This is a genomic window from Micromonospora sp. WMMD998 (genome assembly GCF_029581235.1).
Taxonomy (GTDB): Bacteria; Actinomycetota; Actinomycetes; order Mycobacteriales; family Micromonosporaceae; genus Micromonospora.
Window position 1 is genome coordinate 1,341,545 of sequence record NZ_CP120740.1, and the last position, 23,957, is coordinate 1,365,501.

23 protein-coding genes, 1 pseudogene and 2 CRISPR repeat arrays are annotated in these 23,957 nt (G+C 71.2%); of the genes and pseudogenes, 13 read left to right on the forward strand and 11 right to left on the reverse strand.

Annotation, left to right across the window (positions count from 1 at the left end; genetic code table 11):
- Nucleotides 1-26 precede the first annotated feature (26 nt).
- The 4 genes from O7619_RS06355 to cas6 all read right to left on the reverse strand — a co-directional run bounded on the left by O7619_RS06355 (nucleotide 27) and on the right by cas6 (nucleotide 4,095).
- A complete protein-coding gene (locus tag O7619_RS06355) occupies nucleotides 27-539 on the reverse strand; it encodes a hypothetical protein (RefSeq protein ID WP_282286309.1) in 513 nt (170 codons plus the stop codon).
- 187 nt (nucleotides 540-726) lie between these two features.
- A CRISPR array of direct repeats spans nucleotides 727-991; the repeat unit is 37 nt; unit sequence GTTTCCATACGCCCTTCGGCGTGACGTGGTTCAGGAC.
- A 201-nt stretch (nucleotides 992-1,192) separates the two neighbouring features.
- Nucleotides 1,193-1,474, reverse strand: a complete 282-nt coding sequence (cas2, locus tag O7619_RS06360; protein ID WP_282286311.1) for a CRISPR-associated endonuclease Cas2 — start codon at nucleotides 1,472-1,474, stop codon at nucleotides 1,193-1,195.
- Between the two features lie 6 nt (nucleotides 1,475-1,480).
- Entirely contained in the window at nucleotides 1,481-3,355 is a 1,875-nt protein-coding gene (gene cas1, locus O7619_RS06365; protein WP_282286312.1) for a CRISPR-associated endonuclease Cas1, read from the reverse strand.
- Nucleotides 3,352-4,095, reverse strand: a complete 744-nt coding sequence (gene cas6 / locus O7619_RS06370) for a CRISPR system precrRNA processing endoribonuclease RAMP protein Cas6 (protein ID WP_282286314.1) — start codon at nucleotides 4,093-4,095, stop codon at nucleotides 3,352-3,354. The genes cas1 and cas6 overlap by 4 nt, the downstream gene beginning before the upstream one ends.
- Before the next feature lie 292 nt (nucleotides 4,096-4,387).
- On the opposite strand from cas6, the gene O7619_RS06375 reads away from it, so the two are divergent.
- The 7 genes from O7619_RS06375 (at nucleotide 4,388) to O7619_RS06405 (ending at nucleotide 12,997) form a co-directional block, all read left to right on the forward strand.
- Nucleotides 4,388-6,793 (forward strand): TIGR03986 family CRISPR-associated RAMP protein, encoded by a 2,406-nt coding sequence (locus O7619_RS06375; RefSeq protein WP_282286316.1) that lies wholly within the window; start codon nucleotides 4,388-4,390, stop codon nucleotides 6,791-6,793.
- A gap of 8 nt (nucleotides 6,794-6,801) precedes the next feature.
- Nucleotides 6,802-8,220, forward strand: a complete 1,419-nt coding sequence (locus O7619_RS06380) for a hypothetical protein (RefSeq protein ID WP_282286317.1) — start codon at nucleotides 6,802-6,804, stop codon at nucleotides 8,218-8,220.
- Complete coding sequence (locus tag O7619_RS06385) at nucleotides 8,217-8,831, forward strand: RAMP superfamily CRISPR-associated protein (RefSeq protein ID WP_282286318.1); 615 nt, start codon at nucleotides 8,217-8,219, stop codon at nucleotides 8,829-8,831. Before O7619_RS06380 ends, O7619_RS06385 begins: the two co-directional genes overlap by 4 nt.
- On the forward strand, nucleotides 8,828-10,150 hold the full coding sequence (locus tag O7619_RS06390; protein ID WP_282286319.1) for a type III-B CRISPR module-associated Cmr3 family protein: 1,323 nt from the start codon (nucleotides 8,828-8,830) through the stop codon (nucleotides 10,148-10,150). The genes O7619_RS06385 and O7619_RS06390 overlap by 4 nt, the downstream gene beginning before the upstream one ends.
- Nucleotides 10,147-11,406 (forward strand): RAMP superfamily CRISPR-associated protein, encoded by a 1,260-nt coding sequence (locus tag O7619_RS06395; protein ID WP_282286320.1) that lies wholly within the window; start codon nucleotides 10,147-10,149, stop codon nucleotides 11,404-11,406. Before O7619_RS06390 ends, O7619_RS06395 begins: the two co-directional genes overlap by 4 nt.
- Nucleotides 11,403-11,849 carry a hypothetical protein gene (locus O7619_RS06400; RefSeq protein WP_282286322.1) on the forward strand — a complete coding sequence of 149 codons (447 nt, stop codon included), beginning with the start codon at nucleotides 11,403-11,405 and terminating at the stop codon, nucleotides 11,847-11,849. The genes O7619_RS06395 and O7619_RS06400 overlap by 4 nt, the downstream gene beginning before the upstream one ends.
- A gap of 83 nt (nucleotides 11,850-11,932) precedes the next feature.
- Nucleotides 11,933-12,997, forward strand: a complete 1,065-nt coding sequence (locus O7619_RS06405) for a hypothetical protein (protein WP_282286323.1) — start codon at nucleotides 11,933-11,935, stop codon at nucleotides 12,995-12,997.
- Between the two features lie 152 nt (nucleotides 12,998-13,149).
- Nucleotides 13,150-13,776: a CRISPR direct-repeat array (repeat unit 37 nt; unit sequence GTCCCCAACCACGTCACGCCCAAGGGCGTATGGAAAC).
- Between the two features lie 624 nt (nucleotides 13,777-14,400).
- Here the strand turns inward: O7619_RS06405 and O7619_RS06410 are convergent.
- Nucleotides 14,401-14,973, reverse strand: a complete 573-nt coding sequence (locus O7619_RS06410; protein ID WP_282286324.1) for a hypothetical protein — start codon at nucleotides 14,971-14,973, stop codon at nucleotides 14,401-14,403.
- Nucleotides 14,974-15,133: 160 nt separating this feature from the next.
- Between O7619_RS06410 and O7619_RS06415 the strand changes: the two genes are divergently transcribed.
- Nucleotides 15,134-15,310, forward strand: coding sequence for a hypothetical protein (locus O7619_RS06415; RefSeq protein ID WP_282286325.1), 177 nt, complete (start codon nucleotides 15,134-15,136; stop codon nucleotides 15,308-15,310).
- On the opposite strand, the gene O7619_RS06420 is transcribed toward O7619_RS06415, so the two are convergent.
- Complete coding sequence (locus tag O7619_RS06420) at nucleotides 15,273-15,743, reverse strand: hypothetical protein (RefSeq protein ID WP_282286326.1); 471 nt, start codon at nucleotides 15,741-15,743, stop codon at nucleotides 15,273-15,275. The genes O7619_RS06415 and O7619_RS06420 overlap by 38 nt on opposite strands.
- The gene (locus tag O7619_RS06425) at nucleotides 15,740-16,276 is read right to left on the reverse strand and encodes an RNA polymerase sigma factor (protein ID WP_282286327.1); all 537 of its coding nucleotides are present in this window, start codon (nucleotides 16,274-16,276) and stop codon (nucleotides 15,740-15,742) included. Before O7619_RS06425 ends, O7619_RS06420 begins: the two co-directional genes overlap by 4 nt.
- Nucleotides 16,277-16,369: 93 nt before the next feature.
- Between O7619_RS06425 and O7619_RS06430 the strand changes: the two genes are divergently transcribed.
- Nucleotides 16,370-16,807, forward strand: a complete 438-nt coding sequence (locus O7619_RS06430; protein WP_282286328.1) for a hypothetical protein — start codon at nucleotides 16,370-16,372, stop codon at nucleotides 16,805-16,807.
- A gap of 220 nt (nucleotides 16,808-17,027) precedes the next feature.
- Here O7619_RS06430 and O7619_RS06435 read toward each other — a convergent pair.
- Together O7619_RS06435 and O7619_RS06440 are read right to left on the reverse strand one after the other, a co-directional pair.
- Nucleotides 17,028-17,474 (reverse strand): annotated as a pseudogene (locus O7619_RS06435) (SRPBCC family protein); the annotation flags it as partial.
- Nucleotides 17,475-17,545: 71 nt separating this feature from the next.
- Nucleotides 17,546-18,166, reverse strand: a complete 621-nt coding sequence (locus O7619_RS06440; RefSeq protein ID WP_282286329.1) for a pyridoxamine 5'-phosphate oxidase family protein — start codon at nucleotides 18,164-18,166, stop codon at nucleotides 17,546-17,548.
- A 165-nt stretch (nucleotides 18,167-18,331) separates the two neighbouring features.
- Between O7619_RS06440 and O7619_RS06445 the strand changes: the two genes are divergently transcribed.
- Genes O7619_RS06445 through O7619_RS06455 form a run of 3 tightly spaced genes read left to right on the forward strand, consistent with a single transcriptional unit; the run spans nucleotide 18,332 to nucleotide 20,526 of the window.
- Nucleotides 18,332-18,832, forward strand: coding sequence for a DUF2231 domain-containing protein (locus O7619_RS06445; protein WP_281590543.1), 501 nt, complete (start codon nucleotides 18,332-18,334; stop codon nucleotides 18,830-18,832).
- Entirely contained in the window at nucleotides 18,829-19,356 is a 528-nt protein-coding gene (locus O7619_RS06450) for an Hsp20/alpha crystallin family protein (protein WP_282286331.1), read from the forward strand. Before O7619_RS06445 ends, O7619_RS06450 begins: the two co-directional genes overlap by 4 nt.
- 6 nt (nucleotides 19,357-19,362) lie before the next feature.
- Complete coding sequence (locus O7619_RS06455) at nucleotides 19,363-20,526, forward strand: glycosyltransferase family 9 protein (RefSeq protein WP_282286332.1); 1,164 nt, start codon at nucleotides 19,363-19,365, stop codon at nucleotides 20,524-20,526.
- Here the strand turns inward: O7619_RS06455 and O7619_RS06460 are convergent.
- On the reverse strand, nucleotides 20,501-21,373 hold the full coding sequence (locus O7619_RS06460; RefSeq protein ID WP_282286333.1) for a glycosyltransferase family A protein: 873 nt from the start codon (nucleotides 21,371-21,373) through the stop codon (nucleotides 20,501-20,503). The genes O7619_RS06455 and O7619_RS06460 overlap by 26 nt on opposite strands.
- On the reverse strand, nucleotides 21,370-23,226 hold the full coding sequence (gene rfaE2 / locus O7619_RS06465; protein ID WP_282286334.1) for a D-glycero-beta-D-manno-heptose 1-phosphate adenylyltransferase: 1,857 nt from the start codon (nucleotides 23,224-23,226) through the stop codon (nucleotides 21,370-21,372). The genes O7619_RS06460 and rfaE2 overlap by 4 nt, the downstream gene beginning before the upstream one ends.
- A gap of 140 nt (nucleotides 23,227-23,366) precedes the next feature.
- Between rfaE2 and O7619_RS06470 the strand changes: the two genes are divergently transcribed.
- Entirely contained in the window at nucleotides 23,367-23,924 is a 558-nt protein-coding gene (locus O7619_RS06470; RefSeq protein WP_282286335.1) for a type 1 glutamine amidotransferase domain-containing protein, read from the forward strand.
- Nucleotides 23,925-23,957: the final 33 nt, after the last annotated feature.

Below are 23,957 nucleotides of genomic sequence, written 5' to 3' on the forward strand. Positions count from 1 at the left end.
CGTCTCGACAGCCACTTCCGGCGCAATTAGCCTCGCCATTGTCGATAAGCAAAGTAGGCGCCAATGATAGCGACGATCACGCCGATGACCGTCCAGATGGTTTGAGCTCTAGTCCAGCCGGATTCAGTTCGCTCCTCGGCTGGTTCACTGTGTGCGATGCCGCCATCGCCTGCCTGTGCCGTCGTGACCGTCACCTGATTGCGTCTACCTCCATGCAACACGACATTGACCGCCTGGGCTGCCTGCTCTGAAGTCGGAATCGACGCATCATCGCTCATTGTCGCGCGGATCTCGCTAACTAGACGGACAAGCGTTGTCCGGATTTGATCCAGAATGCCCTCAACTCTCGCGGTGCTTACACTCCAGTAGAGTCTACTGACGACCGCGCCTTGGTCGCTCCGTTCATAATTCATCAGCTTTACTGCCTCGGCGCTGCCAGGCGGGGCGAGCTTGACACTCGTCTCGCCAGAGCGCTCAGCATTCCGCAGCAGCGCTTGAAGGTCGCCGACGCCGCACGCACCGGGGGTCGGTGCCGGCATGGCCGCAACACTGCCTGTCGTTGCCGACGGCAATCTTGGCTGGCGTCGCCGGCGTCCCTCGTTGCTCTGTGTGGCAGCGGCCCAGGGCTGGGGGATGTGGGGGCCAGCAGGGGCACCGCCGGCTCGGCCTTGGCGGACATCATCGGGCACGTGTATCTGGCCGCCGCCGACTGGTCGTAGGTGGTCCTGGATGCATACGTCCTTTGGCATGACGTGGTTCAGGACGAGGTGGCGAGATCACCTTCCCTGCGGAGATGCGTCCGCTGTTTCCATACGCCCTTCGGCGTGACGTGGTTCAGGACAGGCAGCGTGCCTCCGGCACAAGACCACCTCGAAGTGTTTCCATGCGCCCTTCGGCGTGACGTGGTTCAGGACTAGGTGAATTCGCGCTCAGGGGCAAGTACTACCCATTCACGTTTCCATACGCCCTTCGGCGTGACGTGGTTCAGGACCCTGGCCTTTGTGCGGGGGGTGTGACCAGGTTGTTTGCCGCGCCGCTGCATACCACCTGGCGTGCGGCGGCAGTTGGACCGACGAAGGTCAATGCATCTCGTGCGTTTGTGCTGGTAGGGATGGCTGCATAGGGGGCGATGTGGAGACTTGATCGGCTACCCAGGTCCGGATCGCCTGTTGCCTAGTGCTTTTGGCGGTTTCTATGGGACTGCCCAGTAGAGGGTATCGGGTTGGACGGTGGCTTGGCCGATCGTGGTGATGCCGTTCCAGCAGGTTCCGCAGAGGGGGACGATGTGGATGGAGTCGGTGCGGGGGTTGACGAGTTGGCGGAGTTGTTTGGTGAGGTCGTGGAGGTCGTTGGCGTCGAGGGTGCAGACGAAGACGCTGCGTTGGATGCGGTCGCCCCAGGTTTGGATGGTGGCGGCGGCGCGGGCGCGGGTGGTGTCGGTGGAGATGTCATAGGTGATGAGGACGGTGGGCATGGTGGATCACCGCCATGATAGGCCGGTCCACGGGGTGCCGTGGTCGATGTGGGCGGCGAGGCGTTGGGCTTGGCGGTGGAGGTGGCGGCGGAGGCTGCCGGTGAAGCCGGGGAGCGCTCCTCGGGTGGTGTGGAGCATGCGGCGTTCGTAGGCGTCGATGAGGGCGGCGCGGCCGGCTTCGGTGAGCAGGATGCCGGCGCGGCCTTCTTCGGTGCGGGCGTGTTCGGGGCGGAGTTGGTTGGCGCGGGCGAGGGTGGTGACGGCTTGGTCGACGACGAGGGGGCGGAATTCCTCGATGAGGTCGAGGGCGAGGCTGGGGCGGCGGTCGGTGTCGGTGTGGAGGAGTCCGATGGCGGGGTCGAGGCCGGCGGCGGTCAGGGCGGCGACGGCTTCGCCGGTCAGCAGGGTGTAGCCGTAGGAGAGGGCGGCGTTGACGAGGTCCAGGGGTGGGCGTCGGCTTCGGCCGGTGAATCGGAGGGGTTCGGGGACGGCGAGGCTCAGCGCGGTGAAGTAGGCGCGGGCGGCGGCGCCTTCTACGCCCATGATTTCGTCTCGGGTGGCGGCGTCGGGTAGTAGGGCCAGCATGCGGCGCATCGCGTCGACGTTGGCGGCGAGGTCTTCGTGGTTGTCGCGGCGGGTGATCCGCTGGATGAGGACGATCTGTTTGCGGATCTTCGCGTCGATGGCGGCGCGGCCGAAGGGGATGGCCCGGTCCGGGTCGTCGGCGCAGGCGAGTTGGGCGCGGAGTCGGGTGACCCGTCGGGTGGAGCCTGAGCTGAGTTGCCCGAGGTAGTGGCCACGGCGGGACGCGATGATGACCTCGATGTCGCTGGCCAGGGCCCAGGAGCGGGCGCCGGCGCTGAGCCCGACCGGGCCGAACAGGACGAGTCGTTCGACGTGTCCGGTGGGTACGTTGAGCAGTTCGACGTCGTCGGTGGTTTCGACGATGAGTCGGCCGGCTTCGGTGCGTACGGAGGCGCCGGGTTTGGCGACGTAGACGGTGCGGGTGGTGGGTTCGACGATGCGGTGGTCGTCGAGGACGGGTGGGTAGCGGGGGCCGAAGTCCTCGCCGAGGAAGCAGAACCCGTCGGTGAAGGACATCACGCTGCTGTCGGTGCCCAGGCGCATGCCGATCTCGGCGGCGGCGTGTTCCACGAGGTGGAGTCCTTCCTGTGCGTCGGTGCGGGTGGCGGCCAGGACGCAGAAGTCGTCGCCGTAGCGGACCATGGGGAATCCGGCGGCGGTGACCCGGTCGTCGATGTGTCGTAGGGCGAGGTTGGCCAGCAGGGGGGACAGCGGTGCGCCTTGCGGCAGGCCCTGGGTGGGGCGTGGTCCGGTGTCGCCGCCGATGGGGCGGCGGAGTAGGAGATCGATCAGGGCGAGGACGTCGGCGTCGGTGAGCGTGGTGGACAGCAGGCGTCGTAGGCGGGGCACGTCGATTGAGGGGAAGCAGTCGTCGATGTCGGCGTGTGCGACCCAGCCGAGGCCTTCGGCGCGGAGCCGGGCGACCTGCTGGACGGCGTCGGTGACGCCGAGGCCGGGGCGGTAGGCGTAGGCGGCGGGGCCGAGTAGCGGGTCGATGATCGGGGAGAGGGCTGCGGCGAGGGCTTTCTCCACGATGCGGTCGGTGACTGGCGGGATCGCCAGGTGCCGGGTGTCGCCGTCGTCCTTCGGGATGGTCACCGGGGCCAGTGGTTGTGGCTGGTAGGTGCCGGTGGCGAGTTGGTCGGCGAGGTCGGTGAGGCGGGCGTGCGGGTTGGTGGCGAACCGGCGGGTGCCGGTGGAGAGCGTGCCGTCGTCGTGGTCGTCGGCGAGCAGGTCCTCCCATGCGCGGGTGAGGGCGGCCAGGCTGGTCGCGGTCGTGTACAGCGGGCTGGTCATGGGCGGCCGGGTTGTCGCCAGGTCGGTTCGGGGCGGACCTGGCCGAGTCCTCGGGTGGTGTGGGCGCCGATTCCGGCGTAGGGGGCCAGGCGGATGAGCCGGTCCACGGCGGCGCGGATGTCGGGGTTGTCGCAGGTGTAGCGGATGCGGCCGACGAACCCGGAGACGGTGAGGTTGTTGATTCGCAGGATCTCGTTGGTGCCGTCGACGTCGGTCACCCAGATCGGGTCTGCGGCGAGGTCGAGGGTGATCTCGGGTAGGTCGGGTGGGGCGAAGCGGCGCCAGGTGGCGCGCAGGCTGCCGAGGACCGGGTTGGGTGCCGGCCAGGGGGTGAAGGCGTTGCCGCGGCGGAACGTGGTGGGGGTGACGAAGCGTAGGCACCATGCGTTCGCGCCGCTGTCGCTGTCGGCCAGGTGGGTCCATGCGGTGGTGGCGAGTTGTTCGGCGCCGAGGGTGAGGCGGGTGTGCTGGGCGCCGAGCCGAAGCCGGATGCCGGGTGCGGCCCGGGTCAGGAGGCGGTTGGTGAGGGTGTCGTCGAGCAGGGTCACCTCGAACCCGGGGGCGTCGGTCTGCCGGGTGGGCGGACTGACCGTGTACGGCTTGGCCTGTGCGTGGTGCGCACCGTCGGTGTCGAACCAGCCGGAGACGACGGCGTGCAGGTGTTCCACGCGTACTCGGGTGGGGTCGATGCCGGGGGTGGTGATGCGCCAGCGGCTGGGCATGTCGGCGGCGGCCTCCATCCGGATCGGATTGGTTGTCGCGGCGATGGACGGCTCACGGTAGGTGACGGTCGTGGGGGCGGCAAGTGGTGCAAGTGTCGTGGTGTGGACAGCGGACGGATCGCCCTGGACGGTCTGCGGTGGCTTGTGGTGACCAGGGCTGATGCCTCGATCTGGTGACGGTGGGTGCCGTCGTGGTCGCTGTTGTTGTCCGGGTGTGGTCTTGTGGCCGTGTTGGCGGGACGGTACGTATGGGAGTCATGACTTTCGGCGGTGGCCGGCGGGGCGCGTTCCTGGGTTGCGGTGACGTGTGATGGTGTCGGTGGTGGTCACCGGGTGGGACGCGGATGCGCGGCTGCTGCGGTACGTGCCGGTCGACGGCGGCGGGGGCGGCGGCGAGAGCAGGGTGGAGGTGCCGGCCGGGGATGCCGCAGAGGTGTCCGCCGAGTGCGGGCGGGGCCCGCTGCCGAGGGCCGGTGAGTTAGTCATCGAGGACGATGGTTGCCTGCTCGACCTGAGCGGCCCGCCGGCCCGCTGGTGTACGGCGCAGCGGGACGGCGCGGCGGTGCGGCTGACCGAGCGGGACACCAAGGACCGGGTGGTCACGTTTCCTGCGGCGTCGCTCGGGTTGCCCGGCGACGAGGCGACCCTGGAGCGGGTCCGGCAGATCGGCGACTTCCTCCTGTTCGATCCGCCGGGGCCGGTGTCTGGCTGCTGGGTTCGTCCGGGTGGGCTGCCCGGATGGCTGGCCGAGGAAGCGCTCCGTCGGGAGCGGGCGGTGGCCGAGGCTGCCAAGGCTCGGAGGCAGCGTCGGGACCGGTTCGTCAACCCGTACACGTTCGTGCCGTTCCCCGCTCGGGTGATGCGGCGGGAGCCGGCGGGGCACGAGCGGTTGGCGCCGGGCCGCCTGTCCGGGCGGCTGGTGGTGCGGTGGGAGTTCACCGGGCCGGTCCAGGCACCCGACGGGTCGACCGACGGTGCCGTGTTGCGGTTTCCCGGCTCGTCGGTGAAGGGCGTGGTGCGGTCGGTGCACGAGACGATGGCCGGCGGTTGCCTGCGGATCGTCGATGAGGAGTTCGTCCCGTCCTACCGGGACACCGCTTCGGCGTTGTCGGACGACTGGGCCCTCGCCGTCGTTACAACGAACTTCAACGGGCAGCCGTTGACGGTGCGGCCGGCGACGAAGGTGGTGTGGGTCCGCTCCGGGCAACTCGTCGCGGCCTGCGGCGCTGGATTACGGACCGGTAGCCGGATCGGCCTCAACCCGCCGGAGAGTGTGAACAGTCTGGGGCGGTATGAGCTGGACGAGCAGGCTCGGGTGACGGCCGGTGGTGACTGGGTGGTGCTGCTGACCGACGCCGGAGCCCGGCCCGAGAAGCGTCGGGACGGCAGCGCGGCCCTGTACTTCGCCGCCTGCGGCCACATCCCCGACTCGACGCCGGAGGCGGAGGTGGACGAGGCGGCATGGCGACGGTTCCGACAGGCGGTGGCGGGTGCCCGCGAGGCGGTCCAGAACCATACGCCGGACGAGCCGCCGGGGTGGGTGCTGGTGACGTTCCGGGGGCAGGCCATCGGCGAGCGGAAGTCGGTGACCGGCTGGTTCGAGATGGGCGACGTGCTGTGGGTACGCCGCGACCAGAACGGCCGGGTGGTCGAGTTGCGGCTGTCGGCGATCTGGCGGCACCCGGGCACGGGACCGCTAGGTGAACGGGTGCCGCCCCACCTGTTGCCCTGCACCGATCCGGTGTCGTTGTGCCCGTCGTGCCGGTTGTTCGGCTCGGCTGACACGCAGGCGCGTGACGAGGACGGCCGGGCCGACCAGCGGGCCTACGCCGGTCACGTCCGGTTCGGGGACGCCGTGTCGGCCGGGCCGGTCGCGTTGACCGCATTCCGCCGGGCACCGATGGGCGCGCCACATCCCGGGGCTGGGCAGTTCTACCTGTCCTACGCCGACCGCCGCCCGGCGGGAAGGGGGCGGCTGCCGACGCGGGAGTGGGGTGCCGATCCGGACCGGTCGCAGCCACGACCGGTGCGGGGACGCAAGTTCTACTGGCATTCCGCGCCCGGCACGCATCCACCCCGACACGAGGCGCAGGAACATCACCGGCCGCAGATGGTCGCGGACAAGCTGCTCGCCCCGCCCGGCACGACGCTGACGCAGACGGTCACCTTCGACAACCTTGACCCCGCCGAGCTAGGAGGTCTGCTGGCGGCCCTGCAACCGGACCTGGCCCTGCGCCACGGCGGTGAAACCGAAGAGAGAAGGCCGACGCGGCTGCATCTGGGCGGTGGCAAGCCGTTGGGTCTCGGCTCCTGCACCGCCACCGTCGTGCAGGCGCAGGTGTGGGACGCGGCCAGCCGCTACGGCGACAGCCCACCGCCCGCGTACACGCCGGAGGTGTTCGTCGACGCGTTCGTCGCCTCCTGCCCGGACGAGGTGACCGCGACCTGGCCGGCGTTGTCGGCGGTGCTGGGTGCCGGCACGGTCAACGGCGCCCGGGTGTCGTATCCGCCCGGCGCGGACTGGACCGACCGGCAGCAGGACCCGAAACGGTTCGACGAGCCGTTCGCCTTCTTCACCGTCACCAGCGGCATGTACCTCGCGAAGGGCGAGGAACGCCCGCTGCTGCCGTTGCCCGACCCGACCGCCCCGGACCAGACCCTGCCGATCATCCACGAGGACCACCAGGAGCATCGGCCGAAGGGCCGACGCTCATGACGGGTGGGATGTTCATCGATGTCGCCGCCGTCCGGATCGGGAACTACCTGAGCCGCACCCCGGACCTGAAGGGTCGCCGTGGCGCGTCGGCGTGGCTCAGCCACACCTCGCACCGCACCGGGCTACCCGACTGGCTGGCCACCGCCACCGCGCAGCTGGGCGTCAGGCCCGAGGTCAACCCGGAGGCGGGCGAGGCCGACGGGCTGATCCCCCTGCGGATACCCGCCGGCCCGGCCGACGGTCCCGGCGGCGGGGCCGCCGAGGAGGTGGCCCGGACGGTCGTCGACGCGCTGCGGCGACGGCTGCCCGGGGTGTGGCTGCGGGCGAACTGGGCCGCCGCCGACTCCTACCTGGCGGCGTACCGGGCCATGCACGACCCCGAGACAGGTACCGGCCTGGAGGCGTTCCCACCGCTGCCGGACCTGCCTGTGCTGACCACCTGCGCCCGCTGCCGGGTCGACCCGACGGTCGCCACCATCGACATCCACGAGGAGCAGAACGTGCCGGTCTGCGCGGACTGCGAGGCCCGGTACACCGACCGGTACCGACAGCCCGGACTGTGGCACGAGCACGTGCCCGTCGGCGCGGAAACCGACCTGCTGGAGGCGTTGTCGCTGACCCCACGTCAGGTCGTGCAGCACTTCACCGAACTGGCCGCGCTGGGTGAGGAGGACGGTAACCGTAACCACCTGGCGACGGTGTACATCGACGGGAACGGGCTCGGCGCGCTCTTCGACCACATCGCCCGTCACGGCGACGGGGACCTGAAGGCCCGGGTGTCGGCGCGGGTGTCGGCGGCCACACGCGCCGCGCTGGTCGAGGCGACCCGGGTCGTCCTCGGCTCCTCCCGTACGGTGCCGGTCATCCCGCATCTGGTCGGCGGAGACGACGTACTCGTCTCCGTGGTCGCCGACCGGGCCTGGCGATTCGTCACCACCTACCTGGAGGCGTTCGCCGACCAGATGCGCGGCATCGACGGCCTGGCCGGACTGCTGCCCGACGGGCAACATGTGACTGCGTCCGCCGGCCTGGTCTTCGCCCACGCGAAGTTCCCCTTCCGCCGCAGCGTGGAACTGGCCGAAGACTTGCTCAAGAAGGCGAAGAAGGACCACAAGGGGCGGTACGCGGCGGTGGGCTGGCTCGACGTCACCCGCGACGGTGAACAACCACCCCGGCACCGGGCCACGTGGACCACCCAAGAGCTGGCCGCTCTAGGGCCGGCGCTGGCGGCGCTGGCCACCGTACCGCCGTCCGGGCGGGCCGTCTGCGAGCGGCTCATCGATCCCACCCGGCCTGCCCTGTCCACCGCCCGGCTACGCGAACAGGCCCGCCGCCTCGACCGCAGTGACGTCCTCGACCCGTTCCTGACCCACGGCGGACCGGCCACGGTCGCCGACGCGCTCTGTCTGGTCCGGTGGTGGCGGTGACCCTCACCTTCGAGATCACCTTCCACGGGCCGTTCCGCGTCGCGACCGGGCGGGCCGGCGACGGCACCGACAGCGTCATCGATCGGGACGTGCCACTGCCCGCCTCCAGCATCAAGGGCGTCATGCGCTCCGCCGCCCGGGACCTGCTCACCCTCCCACCACACCTGGTGGAGGCGGTATTCGGGACCGCCTGGCAGCCCTCGCCGTGGAGCTGGTCCGACGCCACCCTCACCGGCGACCGGCGTGCAGGCAACGCCGACCCCGGTGACGAGGGCGGCGACGGGGTCGAGCAGCTGCGGGTGCGCACCCGCGCCCGTATCCAGATCTCCGAAGCCACGCACACCGTGGTCGACGGCGCGCTCGCCGTCGGCGAGGAGATCCTCGCCCGCCGGGCCGTCTTCACCGTACGACGCAACGGCCCGATCACCGCCGCCGACCTGCCCCGGCACGAGGCGGTGCTGACCGCCGCCGCCCGCGCGGTCACCGCGCTCGGCGGCGACCGGCGACGTGGACTCGGCTGGGTGAGCATCACCCCGCTGCACCCGGCATGGACCGCAGCCAGCGCCGACCACCTCACCGACCTGCTCCACAGCTCGGAGGAGCCATCATGACCGCGCCCGGCCCGCCCGTGCTGGCGGCGACCGTGACCGCCCGGCAACGACTCGCTCTCGGCGTCGCCTCCGAGATCGGCTACCACACCGCCGGCCACCGCTACGTGCCCGGCAGCGCGCTACGCGGGGCACTCGCCGCCGTCTGGATCACCGAACACGGCCCACCTGGACGCGGCAACCCGAGGACCGACGAGTTCCGAACCCTCTTCGACGGGACGATCCGCTACGGGAACCTGCTGCCCGCCGGCAGCCACCGCACCCCACTGTCGGTGTTCCAGTGCAAATACTCCCCCGAACCGACGTGCGCGGAGACGGTCGTCGACCGGGCGTTCGAGACCGGCGACCACTGTCCCGGCTGCGGCCAGCGGCTCGAACAGAGCCGAGGCAACCTCGACCCGCCCGGCGAGCCGACCCGCATCACCCGCACCTCGATCGACCCGGCCACCGGCCGGGCCAAGGACGGCGAACTGTACGCCAACGACGCCCTACCCGCCGGCACCACCCTGACCGGCCTGATCCACGGCCACCACCCGTGGCTCACACAACCCCACACACTGTGGCTCGGCGGGCGGCGTACCGTCGGCGGACAGGCCGACCTCACCACCACCGCACACCAGCCCGCCGCGCCGACACCGCCCGCACCCGGAAAACCGCTGGTCATACGACTGGCCAGCCCCGCCGTCTTCGTCGACCTCGCCGGACGCCCCCGGCTGACACCCGAACCCACCCTCGACCTCATCCCCGGAGCCACCCTCCTGCCCGAGACGTGGACCCGGGCGATCACCTGGTCCGGCTGGCACGCCGCCTCCCGCCTGCCCAAACCCGCCGAACTCTGCGCCACCGCCGGCTCCACCTACCGGATCACCGGCACCCCCGACGTCCTCGCCACGCTCGCCACCCGCCTCCTACGCGACGGCATCGGCCTACGCCGGTCCGAAGGATTCGGCGACGTCACCATCGCCACCCAACCCTGGCGACCCACCGCTGCCGGCATGGACGACGACACCACCACCGATCCGCTGTCCACACTGCACAAGCGGCTACTCGACATCGGCCTCGACGACGCCGCCTGGCGGTGGCTCATCGGTGCTCTCCGCGCCCTCCAGGTCGAACACCACCGCACCGGCACCGTCCCCGCCAACCTTCTTGTGGACCTGCTCAAACAGCCCACCGCAGCCGACCTCTCCGGCCGGCAACGCGACCACCTCCGCAAGACCCTGGACGGGCTCGCCCCGGCCACCCTGCGGGACCTCACCATCCTCGTGCTCACCACACCCGCCGCCGACCGCCAACGAGCAGCACGACAGGCGGCACGATGATCATCACCTTCCTGATCGCCGAGATCACCGTCGAACCCGGATGGGCCGTCGGCGCCGTACCCATCGAGGACCCCACCCTCGACCGCGACCTGCTCCACGACACCGACGGCCGACCCTGGGTGCCCGGGTCCGCACTCGCCGGATCACTGCGCGCTCACCTGCGCAGGCACGACACCCGCCACGGCACCACCCTCGACACCACCCTCATGGGCAGCCGCCCCCCAGCACACCACGGCGACACCACCGACCCGTCCCCGCTGTGGATCCTCGGCACCCACTTCACCCCCGACCCCGGCAGCGAAACCCTCACCGAAATCGTCGGGCAGACCGCGATCGACCGGCACCGGGGCACCGCCCGGCCCAACTCCCTGCGCTACAGCCACACCGTCGCCACCGGCGGAACCCTCACCGCCTACCTACGCCACGACGGACCGCTCACCAACGACCACCTCCACGCCCTCGCCGCCTGGCAACCCGCCATCGGCCGCGACCGCACCACCGGCGGCGGCCAGGCCCGCCTACGTGCCCTGCGCCACGGCAGCATCGACCCCACCACCCCGGACGGCATGCGCACCTGGCTCACCCACACCGGCCCCGCGCTCGTCGAAGCCGTCGCCACCCACCCCATCACCCCGACACCACCACCGACCCGACCCTGGCTGGACGTCGACCTGCACCTGGTCGACGCGCTCCTCGTCGGCGACCCGCGACCCACCGGCGCGGCCACCGCCCGCGCCCGGGACAACCAACCGTTCGTCCCGGGCTCCGCGTGGAAGGGCCTGTTCCGCTCCCGAGCCGAATACATCCTGCGCTCCCGCTACGGCCCCGACACCGCCTGCCGACAACAGACCGGCTGCGGCACCTGCCCCACCTGCGACCTCTTCGGCCACCAGGGCAGGCGAGGACGACTCGTCTTCCACGACAGCCCGATCCTCGACGCCCAGCGCCCACCGGCCCGCACCCACGTCGCCATCGACCGCGTCACCGGCGGCGCCCACGACGGCCTGCTCTACCAGACCACCCCGGTCACCACCGGCCGACTACACCTACGCATCGACGCACTCACCGACATCCCCGACTGGGCGCACACCGTCATCCAGCACGTCCTGCGTGACCTGCACGACGGACTCATCGGCCTCGGCTCCCGCACCACCCGGGGCATGGGCACCCTGCGCCTCGACACCCCACCCACACCCGACCCCGTCACCATCACCAACCTGGAACCCACACCCCGCACCGAAGGACCGGCGCGATGACCAGCTCCATGGACACCACCAGCGCGACGACCACCGGTGTCCTGCACTCCCACGGCCGCATCCCCTGGCACCACCTCGCCGCCACCCTCACCAGAGCCGACGGCACCGCCTGGGCCGACTACGACGGCTTCCACATCGGCGCACCCCCCACCAGCCCACCCCCCTACACCCACCTGTGGGCCTGGACCACCAACTGGCTCCTCCGCGCCCGCCTCGACAACGACACCGCCATCGTCGGCGTCCTGCACCTCGACAACGCCACGCCCCCACTGGAGCCGCAGCCCGTCGCCGTTGAAACCATCGCCTACACCATCCGCCACGCCCACACCTGGCCCGCATTGGAAAAGCGCATCGGTCCCCTCGACCACACTGTCACCGACCGGCACGCCGACCTCTACCAGACCGCCGGCACCCACCCGACCACCTTCGTCAGGATTCGATGAACAACCCCGCACCGATGCCCACCGCCAGGACCCGAGCCGGCATCAGACGGTGGCGACCGGCCACCGGTCCACTGCTCACCACCGTGGCGAACTTCGCCATCGCCGCCTTGACCGCCCTCACCACCGCAGCCCTCGGCCTCATCGTCGAAGACCTGCTACCCCTGAAACCACCCCGCCAGGTGTCCCCGGAACGAGCCACCCTGCTCGCCGCCGCCCTTGTCCTGCTCTTCGCCGCCGTCCTCTGGCGCAGCCTGATCCACCGCCGCACCGGCACCCTCTTCTACGTCCGGCTCCTCGCCGACGACATGCCCGACCTGCACGACACCGCCATCCAAATCGCCGCCCGACGCCGCATGTCACTCAAATCCGTCACCCGCTGGGCCGACCTGCCCACCCACACCCACCAGAGCGTCATCGACCTCAGCGCCACCTGCACCGACATCGCCGCCGCCCTCGAAACGGTGATCAACACCGACCGCGACGACACCGCCTACACCATCGCACCCAACATCCTCTGGCCCGCCGCCCTCGCCATCGGCGCCGAACTTCCCATCGTCGACGACCTGCAACTCCTCGAACTACCAGACCCCCGCACACCCCAACCCATCACCTTCACCCTGACCAAGGCGGTCACCCCCGCCACCCTCGTCACCGAAGAACTTCCCCTCGACACCACGACACCGGACGCTCCAGTCGGCCTGATCCTCGCCTTCGCGCCCGCCGCCACGAAAATGACCCCACAGGTGACATACGCGGAATACCCCATCAGCCGATGCCAACGTATCCGACCAGCCGCGACAGAAGACATCACACAACTGAGCCGCACCACCTTCACCGGCCCCGAAATCGCCACATTCGCCAAGCCCCTCACCGAAGCGATAATCGCCGTTCAGAACCAAGCCGGAGCACGCGAGGTCATCATCGCCGCCGCAATGCCCAAAGTGCTCGCCATGGCCATCGGATGGCACCTCGCCCAAGCGACCACCCGATTCTTCACCAACGCCCGCCTACTCCACTACGACCAGCGGACCAACACCTACCTCCCCATCCGTGCCCATCCCGCGCAAGCCACCCGACCGCTCGCCAAGCTTCCCTCCGCACACCGTCCAAACGGCGCAGAAACCGCCGAAGCGGGCCTGGGTAGCTGATCATGCCCCCGCCTTGTCCCCTGTGCAGTGGCCTTCACCAGTGCGAACGCGGCATAATCATCGACTGGCGGCTATTGCTCGACCGTCCGGACCGAGGGGGTATGCAACCTGCCGACGAACACCCTGGTCAAGCCCAGGGCGACAGCAGTAGAGTCCCCAACCACGTCACGCCCAAGGGCGTATGGAAACACGAGCTTAAAGGCGTAGTCGTCTGCCATTTCATGAGAGTCCCCAACCACGTCACGCCCAAGGGCGTATGGAAACCACTGCCCACGCGTCTCCTGGCCGCTGGGATTGGCCGGAGTCCCCAACCACGTCACGCCCAAGGGCGTATGGAAACGACCAACTTCTTTCCACTGACCGGGCGCAAGGTCCGTGTGTCCCCAACCACGTCACGCCCAAGGGCGTATGGAAACCGTCCGGACTCGAGGAAGTGCGGCCACATCCCAGTCCCCAACCACGTCACGCCCAAGGGCGTATGGAAACCTCACGCGTCCCGGCGTTGAAGCCCGAGATGTAGCACGTCCCCAACCACGTCACGCCCAAGGGCGCATAGAAACGCTCAGCAGCGGCTGGAGAGCTTGATGTCCGGGGCCGTGTTCCAAACCACGTCACGCCCAAGGGCGTATGGAAACTTCACGTCATAGGTTCCATCTGCCATGCGGCAGAACAGCGTCCCCAACCACGTCACGCCCATGGCTGTATGGAAACCGGTCGCACGCCGCCCAGTTCATCAGGACGGGTTCCCAATGACGTCACGCCCAAGGGCGTATGGATCTGGACACCGGACGGTATAGCCGTCTCGTTCGGCTCGTCGGCGGTGTTAGTCAGGTCGTGCTGGGCGTTCCGGCGTGCAGCGACGCGGGGCGGGTATTACGTGCGACAGTGCCCTCGTTTACCCCCCGAAAACTCGTACCAACGACCGGCCAGCAGCGATCAGCGTTGATCAACTGGCGGCCACGTTTGCGCAGGTCGACGACTAATCTTGGTAAGCGATGACAAGCGCGGGAGGGTAATGGTCGAGCAGCGTAGGTCGACGGTTCGATTCCGTCAGGCGGCTCGGCACGGAAGCCCAGGTCATCGGCCTGGGCTTCGCCGTTTCCCGAGGTCCACGACACCGCCGCCGGCTGTGCGAGTGCGACTGACGCCGCAGCCGGCGCGAAGATCCGAGGCCGGAAGTTGGTGTTTCGCAGCGGCCGACCGTTCGGCGCGGTGAACACCAGATCCTCACGCCGCTTCCCGGCGACGTGCGCGGCCACAGGCCAGGAACCGCACCAGCACGCCGTACCGCCCGCACGCCTCCGCGAGCATCGCTCGATGGTCCGGGTCTTCATGCTGCTCCTCCCTGTGCGGTAGCGGTTGCCGAGACGTCGGGTGGGTCGCTCGCCGCCCGAGATCCGCTCTTAGCCACCCTGCCCGCATAGCAACACAGCCCGGTTCTGCCAGGCGGTACCGGTGTACGCCATGGGATAGCTCACCTCACGGGTTCGATGGTCGGCCGTCTCAACCGACAAGCGCATCGGCACCGGATCAGGCTTGACGGAGCAGTGCATCATGACCCGGACGTCCATCACGCCTATCTCGCCAGGACGCAGCCGGCGAAACTGAGCGGCGGCATCGATCACTGTGCCGGGCAGACGTACGCCGATCGCGCGAACCGTAACCGGCTGTGGACCAGCGTTGACCGCCGTCAGTTGAGCGTCGAACCGGGCGGTACTGCCGGAGAGTTCACCGCCGCCACTTGCCGAGCTGGCTATGACGACAACCGCGACAGCGGCAGCCGGCGTTCGTGCATCGCGTGAGTCCTGCACCTCGGCTACGCCGATACCGCCGACCGCTACGCCAAGGACGAACGCCCCAATGGCGTAGGCGCTCGCCGCTCGGTTGATCAGTCTGCGGCGTCGCGGACCCTCATCCCGCGTGACGCGTGCACGGTCACGGTCATCGAGGTCGATGATCGGATGCTCCTCCGCCATACCGACAGCATGGCGGCGCATCCTGTCGCCGTACAGCCATCGGTACAGCCACGACCACCCCCAGAAGCCGACGCTGCCCGACAACGACGGACGGGCTGACCAGGCGCGCAGCCACCCGACCAGCCATCCGCGATCTTCTTCTAGTCCCAAGGCCCGCGCGGTGCCTGGTAGATCGGGCGGTGTGGAGATCAGTCAGTTGGACCGGGCCCTGGACGAAGTCTTCGACCAGGCGGTGGTGTACCACGCCCACACCGACTACATGCGCGACTACGAGGTTGTCCTCTACGCGACCGCCGACCTCAACCGTTCCGGCGTTCGAGTTCGTGCCGGCGGGTGAGCAGTGCCTTGCGATAGGCCCGGGCCCGGACGAGCAGCATGCCTCCCACGACGGTCAGGCTCACGCCGAGACCGCCGACGGTGAGGACGCCTGCGGGGCCGGCGCGCATGACGGCGATCGTCACCATGCCGACTGTCATCAGAGCGCTGAAGGTGACCGCGAGCCAGGCGGCGATCACCCGGTCGGCAGCGAACAGCGGGCGGCGGGCCAACGCCCAGCCCGCGAACCCGGCCCACGCCATCCCGATGCCGATCATCGCGACGAACGCGATCCTGGTCCGTAGCGGCAATTCGTCGGGTTCGGTGGCCAGCAGCAGGCCGATGGTCACGGCTGCCGCCAGGCCACCGAGTCCCGCCACGAGGAGTCCGACGCGCCGCGGCAGCGACAGCCCGCGCACGAGGTCGTCCGGGCCGTACGACGGTCCCTCGGTCATCCTGAGTATCCCTTCTCGATCATGTGGTCGCGCAGCATCCGGCGCGCACGGAACAACCGGGACTTCACCGTCCCGACCGGGACTGCCAGCACCTGCGCACACTCCTCCAGTGCCAGGTCGTAGAGGTAGAACAAGATCAGCACCTCTCGTTCGCAGACCGGCAACCCGGCCAGGCTCTCGGTGACCTGCGCCTGGTCCAACACCGCGGCGACGTCGTCGTCGTCCGCCGCCGGCTCACCGTCCAGCGGATCGGCCTGGCGGTACCTGTCCCGCAGGTGATCCAGCACCGCACGCCGAGCGATCGTGAACAGCCAGGGCGCGAACCGTTCCGGTTCCTTGAGGGTCGGCAGCGCCTTCAGCGCACCAGCCCACACCTCCTGGCTCACGTCGTCGGCCAGGCCGGCCCGGTCGAGCATGCGCCGCACGTAGCGCCATACCGGCTCGTGCCAGTACCCGACCAACTCGGCCAGCGACCGTCGGTCTCCCAGCTGCGCCCGAACAACCAGCAGCGCGTCGCGTCTGACCCGATCCACATCGTCTCCCGCCCGTATCGCCTGCCACACCTCTACAGTCGCCCGGCAGGTCACCGAGGTTCACATCGGCGCACGTCGGCCTAACATCGACGCATGCGGAAGCGCCTGTGGGTGATGGTGGGCCTGGCCGTGGCGGGCGTGCTCGCCGTACCGGTCGCCGTCCTCGGCGTCCATGTCACCCATCCTCGGGACGAGGACGGATACCTGGCCTACCTCCGGCAGTACGGCAACCGGCAGAGCGACGAGCCGCTGCGGGTGCTGCCACCGACCGCGGATCTGATCGCCGAGGGTGACGCGGCCTGCGACTGGCTGCGGGAGCAGCCGTACGCCCTCTGGCGGCACGATCGGCGGTACCGCGAGATGGTGGTCTATCAGCGCTACCTCACGCAGGTCGGTGACCGTCCGCCGAGGTGGGGCAACGAGCTGCCGGATCAGGATTCGGTGACCGGGGGCGCCTGGCACCACCTCTGCCCGGCGGACTGGGAGCTACGACAACCCCGCTGGCATCCCTTCGCCCCCAAGTCGGATTGACCACGCGCACGGTCGACCGGAGCGGAAGGGAGCCCGGTGGACGCGGCCACGTCGGCCGGTCCACCGGGCTCACTCCGGCAGGGCGGGGAAAGGTCTACCGGGGTGGAAGGACGCCCGCCGGTCGGGCCGGGGCGTACTCCGGTTCGGTCTCCGGTGGCGGCGGCTCCTCGTCGGTGTCCGCGCGGTGCCGGGCCACCGGGTCGGGCAGGCCGCCGGGGGTGATGGTCCCGCGCCAGCCGCCCGACTCCACCTGCCGGCCCTCGATGTAGTCCTTGAACCGCTCCAGGTCGGACTCGGCCTGCCGGTCCACCAGGTGCAGCCGCTCGCCGGCCTGCTCGACCAGGCCCTCCGGCTCGTATTCCAGCAGGAGCTGGACCTGGGTGCGGCCGGCGTCGAGCGGCGCGAACCGGACCATGCCCGCGTTGGGCGTGCCGCCGGTCGCCGCCCACGCCACCGACCGGTCCGGCACCTGCTCGACGATGGTGGCGTCCCACTCGCGTTGCACCCCGGCGATCTCGGCCACCCAGTGCATCCGCTTGTCGTCGAGCTGGCGCACCTCCCGCACGCCGCCCATGAACCGGGGGAAGTCCTCGAACTGGGTCCACTGGTTGTAGGCGGTGGTGACCGGCACGTCGACGTCGATGGACTTCTCGACCTTCCTGGTCATGACCACTCCTTGTCGTCCCGTCGTCTGCACCGGAATCGGTACCCCGGTGGCATCGGCCTAACCGGCCCCGGTCAGACGTAGAGCTTCTTCGCGTAGTCCGGGCCGTAGTGCCGTTCCAGGTCGGCCAGGCTCTCCGCCGGCGCCTCCACCTCCTTGACGAGGCGGGGGCGGGACGGCAGCACGTCCGGTTGCCAGGTCTCCGGCGCCCACAGCTCGGAGCGGAGGAACGCCTTCGCGCAGTGGTAGAAGATCTGCTCGACGGCCACCTCGACGGCGAGGACCGGCCGGTGGCCCTTGACCTCCATGTCGGCGAACCAGGGCGCGTCGCGGAGCAGCCGGGCCCGACCGTTGATCCGCAGCGTGTCGGTGCGGCCGGGGATCAGGAAGAGCAGGCCCACGTGTGGGTTCTCCAGGATGTTGCGGTAGCCGTCGGCGCGCCGGTTGCCGGGGCGTTCCGGAATGGCCACGGTGGTGTCGTCGAGCACCAGTGCGAAGCCGGGCGGATCACCCTTCGGGGAGACGTCGCAACTGCCGTCCGCCCCGGCGGTGGCGACCAGGCAGAACGGCGAGGCGGCAAGCCACTCCCGGTCTCGTCGGTGCAGCGTGCGGCGCTCCTTCGCGACCGCCCGCGGCGTCGGTGCGCCGAGCAGCTCGCGTAGTTCCTCGGCGTTGGTGATCTCCTGCGTCGTCACGTCTTCCTCCCCCGTCCGTTGACCTCGACGACGGTTCCGGCCCGGGGCGGGTCGGGATCCGCCATCGTGAGTGTAGGAGCGTGCCGGCCGCCGGGGTTGCCCCCGACGTCGGCGGGCAGGGACCGGAGCGCGCGGCGCGTCCGGACACGACGGATGGAGACCGAGATGGAGAGCCGGCTGAAGGTACTCGGCCATCCCGTGCACCCGATGCTCGTGATGTTCCCGCTGGGCCTGCTGGTCACCGCGGTGATCTTCGATCTGGTCGACACCGTGGGCGGGCCGGACTTCCTCGGCGAGGTCGCGTACTGGAACATCACGGTGGGCCTGATCGGCGGCCTGCTGGCCGCCGCGGCCGGCGCCTTCGACCTGCTCGCCCTGCCGGCCGGCACCCGTGCCAAGCGGGTCGGGCTCACCCACGCCGGCGCCAACGTGGCGGTGATCCTGCTCTTCGCCGCGGTCTGGGTGGTCCGGCTCAACGCCGACTCGCGCGCGGCCGGGGGCGCCCTGATCGCCATCGAGGTGGTCGCCGTGGCGATCCTCGGAATCAGCGCCTGGCTCGGCGGTGAGCTGGTGGACCGGTTGGGCGTCGGCGTCGACCCGGAGCACGACCTCGACGCCCCCAGCTCGTTGCGACCCGGCCCGCAGCGGATCGGAGACGCACGATGACGGACCCGAAGGGCTGGCGGGGTCGCCAGCAGGGCTGGGACCCGATGGGCGAGTTGCAGTCGCTGCGCGCCGAGCTGAGCCGGTTGGTGAGCGGTCGGTCCGGCACCCCGGACGTGGAGATGGCCGAGGTGGCCGACGGCTGGGAGGTGGTGGTCCGGCTGCCCGGCGTCGCGCCGGAGGAGGTGGCCGTCGAGCTGGACGACCGGGAACTGTGCGTCCGGGCCCGGTCGGAGGCCGAGGTCAACGCCGACCAGGGCATCCCGGGCGGGTTCACCACCCGCGGCTTCGAATACCGGGTGGACCTGCCGGCGCGCGTCGACCCGGAGCGGATCGACGCGGTCATGGACCACGGCCTGCTGCGGGTGCGACTGCCCCGGGCGACCCGGCCCGCCACCCGCACCATCACCGTCGGCCGCACCGGGCCGCGCGCCACCGTCGACCGTACGCCGACCTCGGCCGACCCGGCCGCGGACCGGGAGCTGCACCACCCGGACACCACGCCCGACGAGATCGACCGGCCGTAGGCCCGGGTGACCACCTCGTCCGACGACGCCGGCTCGGCGCGCCGCGACCGGGAGCCGTCGTCCGCGCTCGGCCCGACCGGCGAGCGCATACCGGACGTCGACCGGATCGCCGTACTGCGGGCCAACGCGCTCGGTGACTTCATCTTCCTGCTCCCCGCGCTGGACGCGCTGCGGATGGCGTACCCGTCGGCGGAGATCGTGCTGCTCGGCGCGCCGTGGCACGCGGCGTTCTGGCGTGACCGGCCCGGCCCGGTGGACCGGGTGCTGGTGGTGCCGCCGACGCCCGGCATCCGCGAGCCCGGGCCGGACGAGTCGCCGGTCGAGCCGGCGGACTTCCTGGCCGCCGCCCGCGCCGAACGGTTCGACCTGGCGTTGCAGGTGCACGGCGGTGGCGCCAACTCCAACCCGTTCGTGGCGCGGCTCGGCGCGCGGGTCACCGCCGGCCTGCGGGCCGAGGACGCGCCGCCGCTCGACCGCTGGCTGCGGTACGTCTACTACCAGCACGAGGTGGTCCGCTACCTGGAGGTGGCGGCCCTGGTCGGGGCGCCGGCCACCACGATCACGCCGGTGCTGGCGGTGACCGACGCCGACCGGGCCGAGGCGTCCGCGGTGCTCGGCGCGCCGACCCGACCCCGGGTGGCGCTGCACCCGGGCGCCACCGACACCCGGCGGCGCTGGCCGCCGGAGAGCTTCGCCGAGGTCGCCCGGGCGCTCGCCGCAGACGGGTACGAGGTGCTGGTCACCGGCACCCCGGCCGAGCGGGAGACGGTCGACGCGGTGGTCGCGGCGGCCGGCGTGCCGGTGCGCCCGCAGGTCGGCACGCTGGGGCTCGGCGCGCTCGCCGCCGCCTACGCGGAGTGCGCGCTGGTGGTCTCCAACGACACCGGCCCGCTGCACCTGGCCGCCGCCGTGGGCGCCCCGACGGTGGGGATCTTCTGGATCGGCAACCTGATCAACGGGGCGTCGCCGCTGCGGGGCCGGCACCGCCCGATCGCCGCCTGGACCGTCCGCTGCCCGGTCTGCGGCGTCGACTGCACGCCCGGGATCTATCCGCACCGCCCCGGCGACGGGAACTGCCCGCACCGGGTGTCGTTCGTCGCCGACGTGCCGGCCGTCGAGGTGATCGAGGCGGCCCGGGACCTGCTCACACCTCCGCCACCGGCTCGTTGAGCACGACCTCCCACGCCTCCACGTCCCGCTCGGTGACAGTGGTCGGCGACTCCAGGTGGTAGGCGCCGCTGGGCAGCACGCCGGCGCCGCCGTGGCGCTCCAGCACCGCGAGCTGGGCCGCCACGTCCTCGCCCTGGTGCCGCTCGGGTAGCCGGTCCCAGAAGTCGAAGCCGCCGGCGTCGACCAGCTTGGCCCGGTCGTAGAGCACGCAGCCGCCGATCCAGGACACCTTGTACGCCCGCCAGGCGCCCGCCGGCAGGCCGAGCTTCTCGGTGACGTGCAGCAGGTTCGCCGCCGGGTGGATCGACGCCCGCTGCCACTCCGGCGTGCCCGGGCGGATCCGTTCGGGCTCCGGTGGGCCCGGCCACTCCTCGTAGTGCCGGTGGGTGTCCGGGCGCACGTCGTCGACGTAGGACAGCCCGTGCACCGCGTTGCCGACGAACCCGCAGCCCAGCTCGGCCAGCGCGGTGACCAGCCGGGACAGGCTGCCCGGCTCCAACCACACGTCGTCGTCGAGGCAGAGCACCGCGTCGGCCGCCGACCGGGACAGCAGGTAGGACCGGTGCTCGGCCAGCCCGCGCCGGGGCAGCCGACGGGTCAGCAACACCGGGTGCCCCCGGTGCCGCAGGGCGCGGATCATGGTGGCCGCCGCCGGATGGGCGTACGCGGGATCGCCGTCGGACTGGTCGCTGACGACCACCCCGAAACCGGGTACGCCCTCCTGGGCGGCCAGCCCGGCGAGGGTGACCGCCAGCTCGGCGGGCCGGTTGCGGGTGGGGATCAGCACGTCGACGCGCCGGGGTCGGCGGAACTGCTCGGGCGTGCCCGGGTCGAGCGGTCGGGTCACGCCGGCCTGCTCTCGACCGACTGGGCGCGGATCCGGTCGATGATCGCCGAGGTGGAACGGTCCGGCACGTACCCGAGCGTGCGTACCTGCCCGCCGAGGCGGCGCACCAGCGGCGCCTCGGGCACCATCTCCGGCGGGTAGTCGCCGCCCTTGACGTAGACGTCGGGGCGGACCACCTCGATCAGCCGGGCCGGCGAGTCCTCCTCGAAGACCACCACGTGGTCGACGCAGGCGAGCGCCGCCAGCAGGGCGGTGCGGTCCTCGACCGGGTTGACCGGCCGGTCCGGGCCCTTGAGCCGGCGGACGCTGCCGTCCGAGTTGACCGCCACGATGAGCAGGTCGCCGAGCGCGCGGGCCTGGGTCAGGTAGCGGACGTGCCCCGGGTGCAGCACGTCGAAGCAGCCGTTGGTGAACACCACCGACCGGCCCGCCGCGCGGTGCTCGGCGACGATCGTGGCCAACTCCCCGGCGTCGACGAGCGCCGGGTGCCCGGCGTCCTCGCCGGCGGTGCCCAGCGCGGCGAGCAGGTCCTCCCGCCGGCACACGCAGGTGCCGGTGTCGGCGACCGTGATGGTGGCGGCGAGCTGGGCGAGTTGCGCGGCGGTCGGCAGGCCCGCCTCGGCGGCGAGCGCCAGCGTCATGGCCGCCAGGTAGGCGTCCCCGGCGCCGACGGCGTGGCTGGCCGGGACCGGGGTGCTGTGGCTGCGCCGGGGTGAGCCGTCGGCGCCGCCGACCACCGCGCCCTCGGTGTCCAGGGTCACCGCCACCACGTCCGCGCCGGTGTGGGCGCGCAGCTCGGACAGGCGCGATTCGGCCAGCACCGCCCGGTCCACGCCCTCGCCGGCCGCCGCGTTCACGGTCACCCCGGTGCCGGTGACACTGAGCCCGTTGCCGGTCAGCGCCACCCGCTCCTCGCCGGGCGTCGGCTCGCCGGTCGGCCCGGACGACGCGCCGGTCGCCCCGCCGGCGGGCGCGCCGGAGGCCGGGTGCGGGCTCCCCGAGGTCCGGCCGCCGAGCCCTCCGGACCCGGCGTCCGTCACCCGTTCGCCGGCTCCGCCGGGCGCCGCGCCGACCACCAGCTCGGACGGGCCGTCGTCCGTCAGGTGGTCCAGGTGCAGGTCACCGCCGGTGGGGGCCGTGTTCCGTTCGGTGTGGGCGAAACCGGCCGCGGCGCGGGCCAGGAGCCGGGTCGCCTCGGCGAAACTGGGGGTCACCACGGTCGGGTTGAGCCCGCGCCAGTCGGCCAGGTCGTGCGCGTCGAGCGCCACCGTGGCGTACCGGTCGCGGTTGGCGACCAGCCAGGCGCGGACCGTCGAGGGCAGCCCGCCGAGGCCGTAGTCGCAGACCACGAGCGTGAGGGGCTGCCCGGCGGCCACCGCGCGCAGCTCCTCCGTGGCGCAGTGCAGCGCGGTCAGCAGGCGGGCCACCCCGTCTTCGTCGAGCGTGTCCTCCGGGCCGCCGGAGTCCTCCCGGAGCAGGATCTGGTTGCCGGCGAGCATCCGTCGCTTGACCGGGGTGGGCCGGCCGGGCTGGCTCACCGTACGGTCCCAGACCGTCGCCCGGTCCAGGCAGTCGTGCAGTTCGTCCCCGGCGACGTCGGCGCCGACCGGGGCGACGAGCGCGGCCCGGCCGCCGAGCGCGGCCACGTTGACCGCGGTGTTCGCGGCGCCGCCGGCGGCGGAGATCCGGCGGCGCAGGGTGAGGACCGGCGCGGGCGCCTCCCGGCAGAGTCGCTCCGACTCGGCGAACCGCCACTCGTCGAGCATGGCGTCGCCGACGACAAGCACGGGACGTTCCTGCCAGCTCGCCACGACGGTGGCCAGCCGGCGCTCTTCCGCCGCTGCTCCTGCCATGCCCCTCCGGGTCCCCGTGGGGCGACCGGCCAAACCTGGCCGCCCGGCGGTCCCGGTGCGATGCGGGCCACCCGATGTGCCCGGTTTCGGGGCATCGGCCGGGGGAACCGTGCAGACACACCCCGGAGAGGAGAAGCAGCATGGCAGCGACACTTCAGGGCAAGCGCATCGCCTTCCTGGCCGCCGACGGCGTCGAGGAGGTCGAGTACACCAAGCCGCGCGAGGCGGTGGAGAACGCCGGTGCCCGGGTGGAGCTGGTCTCCATCGAGTCCGGCTCGATCCAGGCGTTCAACCACCTGGACCACGGCAAGCAGTACCAGGTCGACGTGACCACCTCCGAAGCGGACGCCGGGGCGTACGACGCTCTGGTGCTGCCCGGCGGGGTGGCGAACCCGGACTTCCTGCGGACCGACCCGGAGGCGGTCCGGTTCGTGAAGTCGTTCTTCGACGCCGGCAAGCCGGTCGGGGTGATCTGCCACGGCCCGTGGACGCTCGTCGAGGCGGACGTGGTGCGGGGCCGCACCATCACCTCCTGGCCGAGCCTGCGCACCGACCTCACGAACGCCGGCGCCAACTGGGTGGACCAGGAGGTCGTCACCGACAACGGGCTGGTCAGCAGCCGCAAGCCGGACGACCTGCCGGCGTTCTGCGCCAAGATCATCGAGGAGTTCGCCGAGGGCCGGCACACCGCCGGCTAGAAACTCGTCATCCCACCGGGGGCATGATCCGCC

What these genes read in the sequence shown, in the direction of transcription:
- O7619_RS06395 (WP_282286320.1), top strand. Translation starts at nt 10,147, where the DNA reads ATGATCATCACCTTCCTGATCGCCGAGATCACCGTCGAACCCGGATGG.
- O7619_RS06450 (WP_282286331.1), top strand. Translation starts at nt 18,829, where the DNA reads ATGACGGACCCGAAGGGCTGGCGGGGTCGCCAGCAGGGCTGGGACCCG.
- O7619_RS06355 (WP_282286309.1), bottom strand. Translation starts at nt 539, where the DNA reads ATGCCGGCACCGACCCCCGGTGCGTGCGGCGTCGGCGACCTTCAAGCG.
- O7619_RS06420 (WP_282286326.1), bottom strand. Translation starts at nt 15,743, where the DNA reads ATGACCGAGGGACCGTCGTACGGCCCGGACGACCTCGTGCGCGGGCTG.
- O7619_RS06430 (WP_282286328.1), top strand. Translation starts at nt 16,370, where the DNA reads ATGCGGAAGCGCCTGTGGGTGATGGTGGGCCTGGCCGTGGCGGGCGTG.
- O7619_RS06410 (WP_282286324.1), bottom strand. Translation starts at nt 14,973, where the DNA reads ATGGCGGAGGAGCATCCGATCATCGACCTCGATGACCGTGACCGTGCA.
- O7619_RS06400 (WP_282286322.1), top strand. Translation starts at nt 11,403, where the DNA reads ATGACCAGCTCCATGGACACCACCAGCGCGACGACCACCGGTGTCCTG.
- cas1 (WP_282286312.1), bottom strand. Translation starts at nt 3,355, where the DNA reads ATGACCAGCCCGCTGTACACGACCGCGACCAGCCTGGCCGCCCTCACC.
- O7619_RS06380 (WP_282286317.1), top strand. Translation starts at nt 6,802, where the DNA reads ATGTTCATCGATGTCGCCGCCGTCCGGATCGGGAACTACCTGAGCCGC.
- O7619_RS06390 (WP_282286319.1), top strand. Translation starts at nt 8,828, where the DNA reads ATGACCGCGCCCGGCCCGCCCGTGCTGGCGGCGACCGTGACCGCCCGG.
- O7619_RS06445 (WP_281590543.1), top strand. Translation starts at nt 18,332, where the DNA reads ATGGAGAGCCGGCTGAAGGTACTCGGCCATCCCGTGCACCCGATGCTC.
- cas2 (WP_282286311.1), bottom strand. Translation starts at nt 1,474, where the DNA reads ATGCCCACCGTCCTCATCACCTATGACATCTCCACCGACACCACCCGC.
- O7619_RS06375 (WP_282286316.1), top strand. Translation starts at nt 4,388, where the DNA reads ATGGTGTCGGTGGTGGTCACCGGGTGGGACGCGGATGCGCGGCTGCTG.
- O7619_RS06470 (WP_282286335.1), top strand. Translation starts at nt 23,367, where the DNA reads ATGGCAGCGACACTTCAGGGCAAGCGCATCGCCTTCCTGGCCGCCGAC.
- rfaE2 (WP_282286334.1), bottom strand. Translation starts at nt 23,226, where the DNA reads ATGGCAGGAGCAGCGGCGGAAGAGCGCCGGCTGGCCACCGTCGTGGCG.
- cas6 (WP_282286314.1), bottom strand. Translation starts at nt 4,095, where the DNA reads ATGGAGGCCGCCGCCGACATGCCCAGCCGCTGGCGCATCACCACCCCC.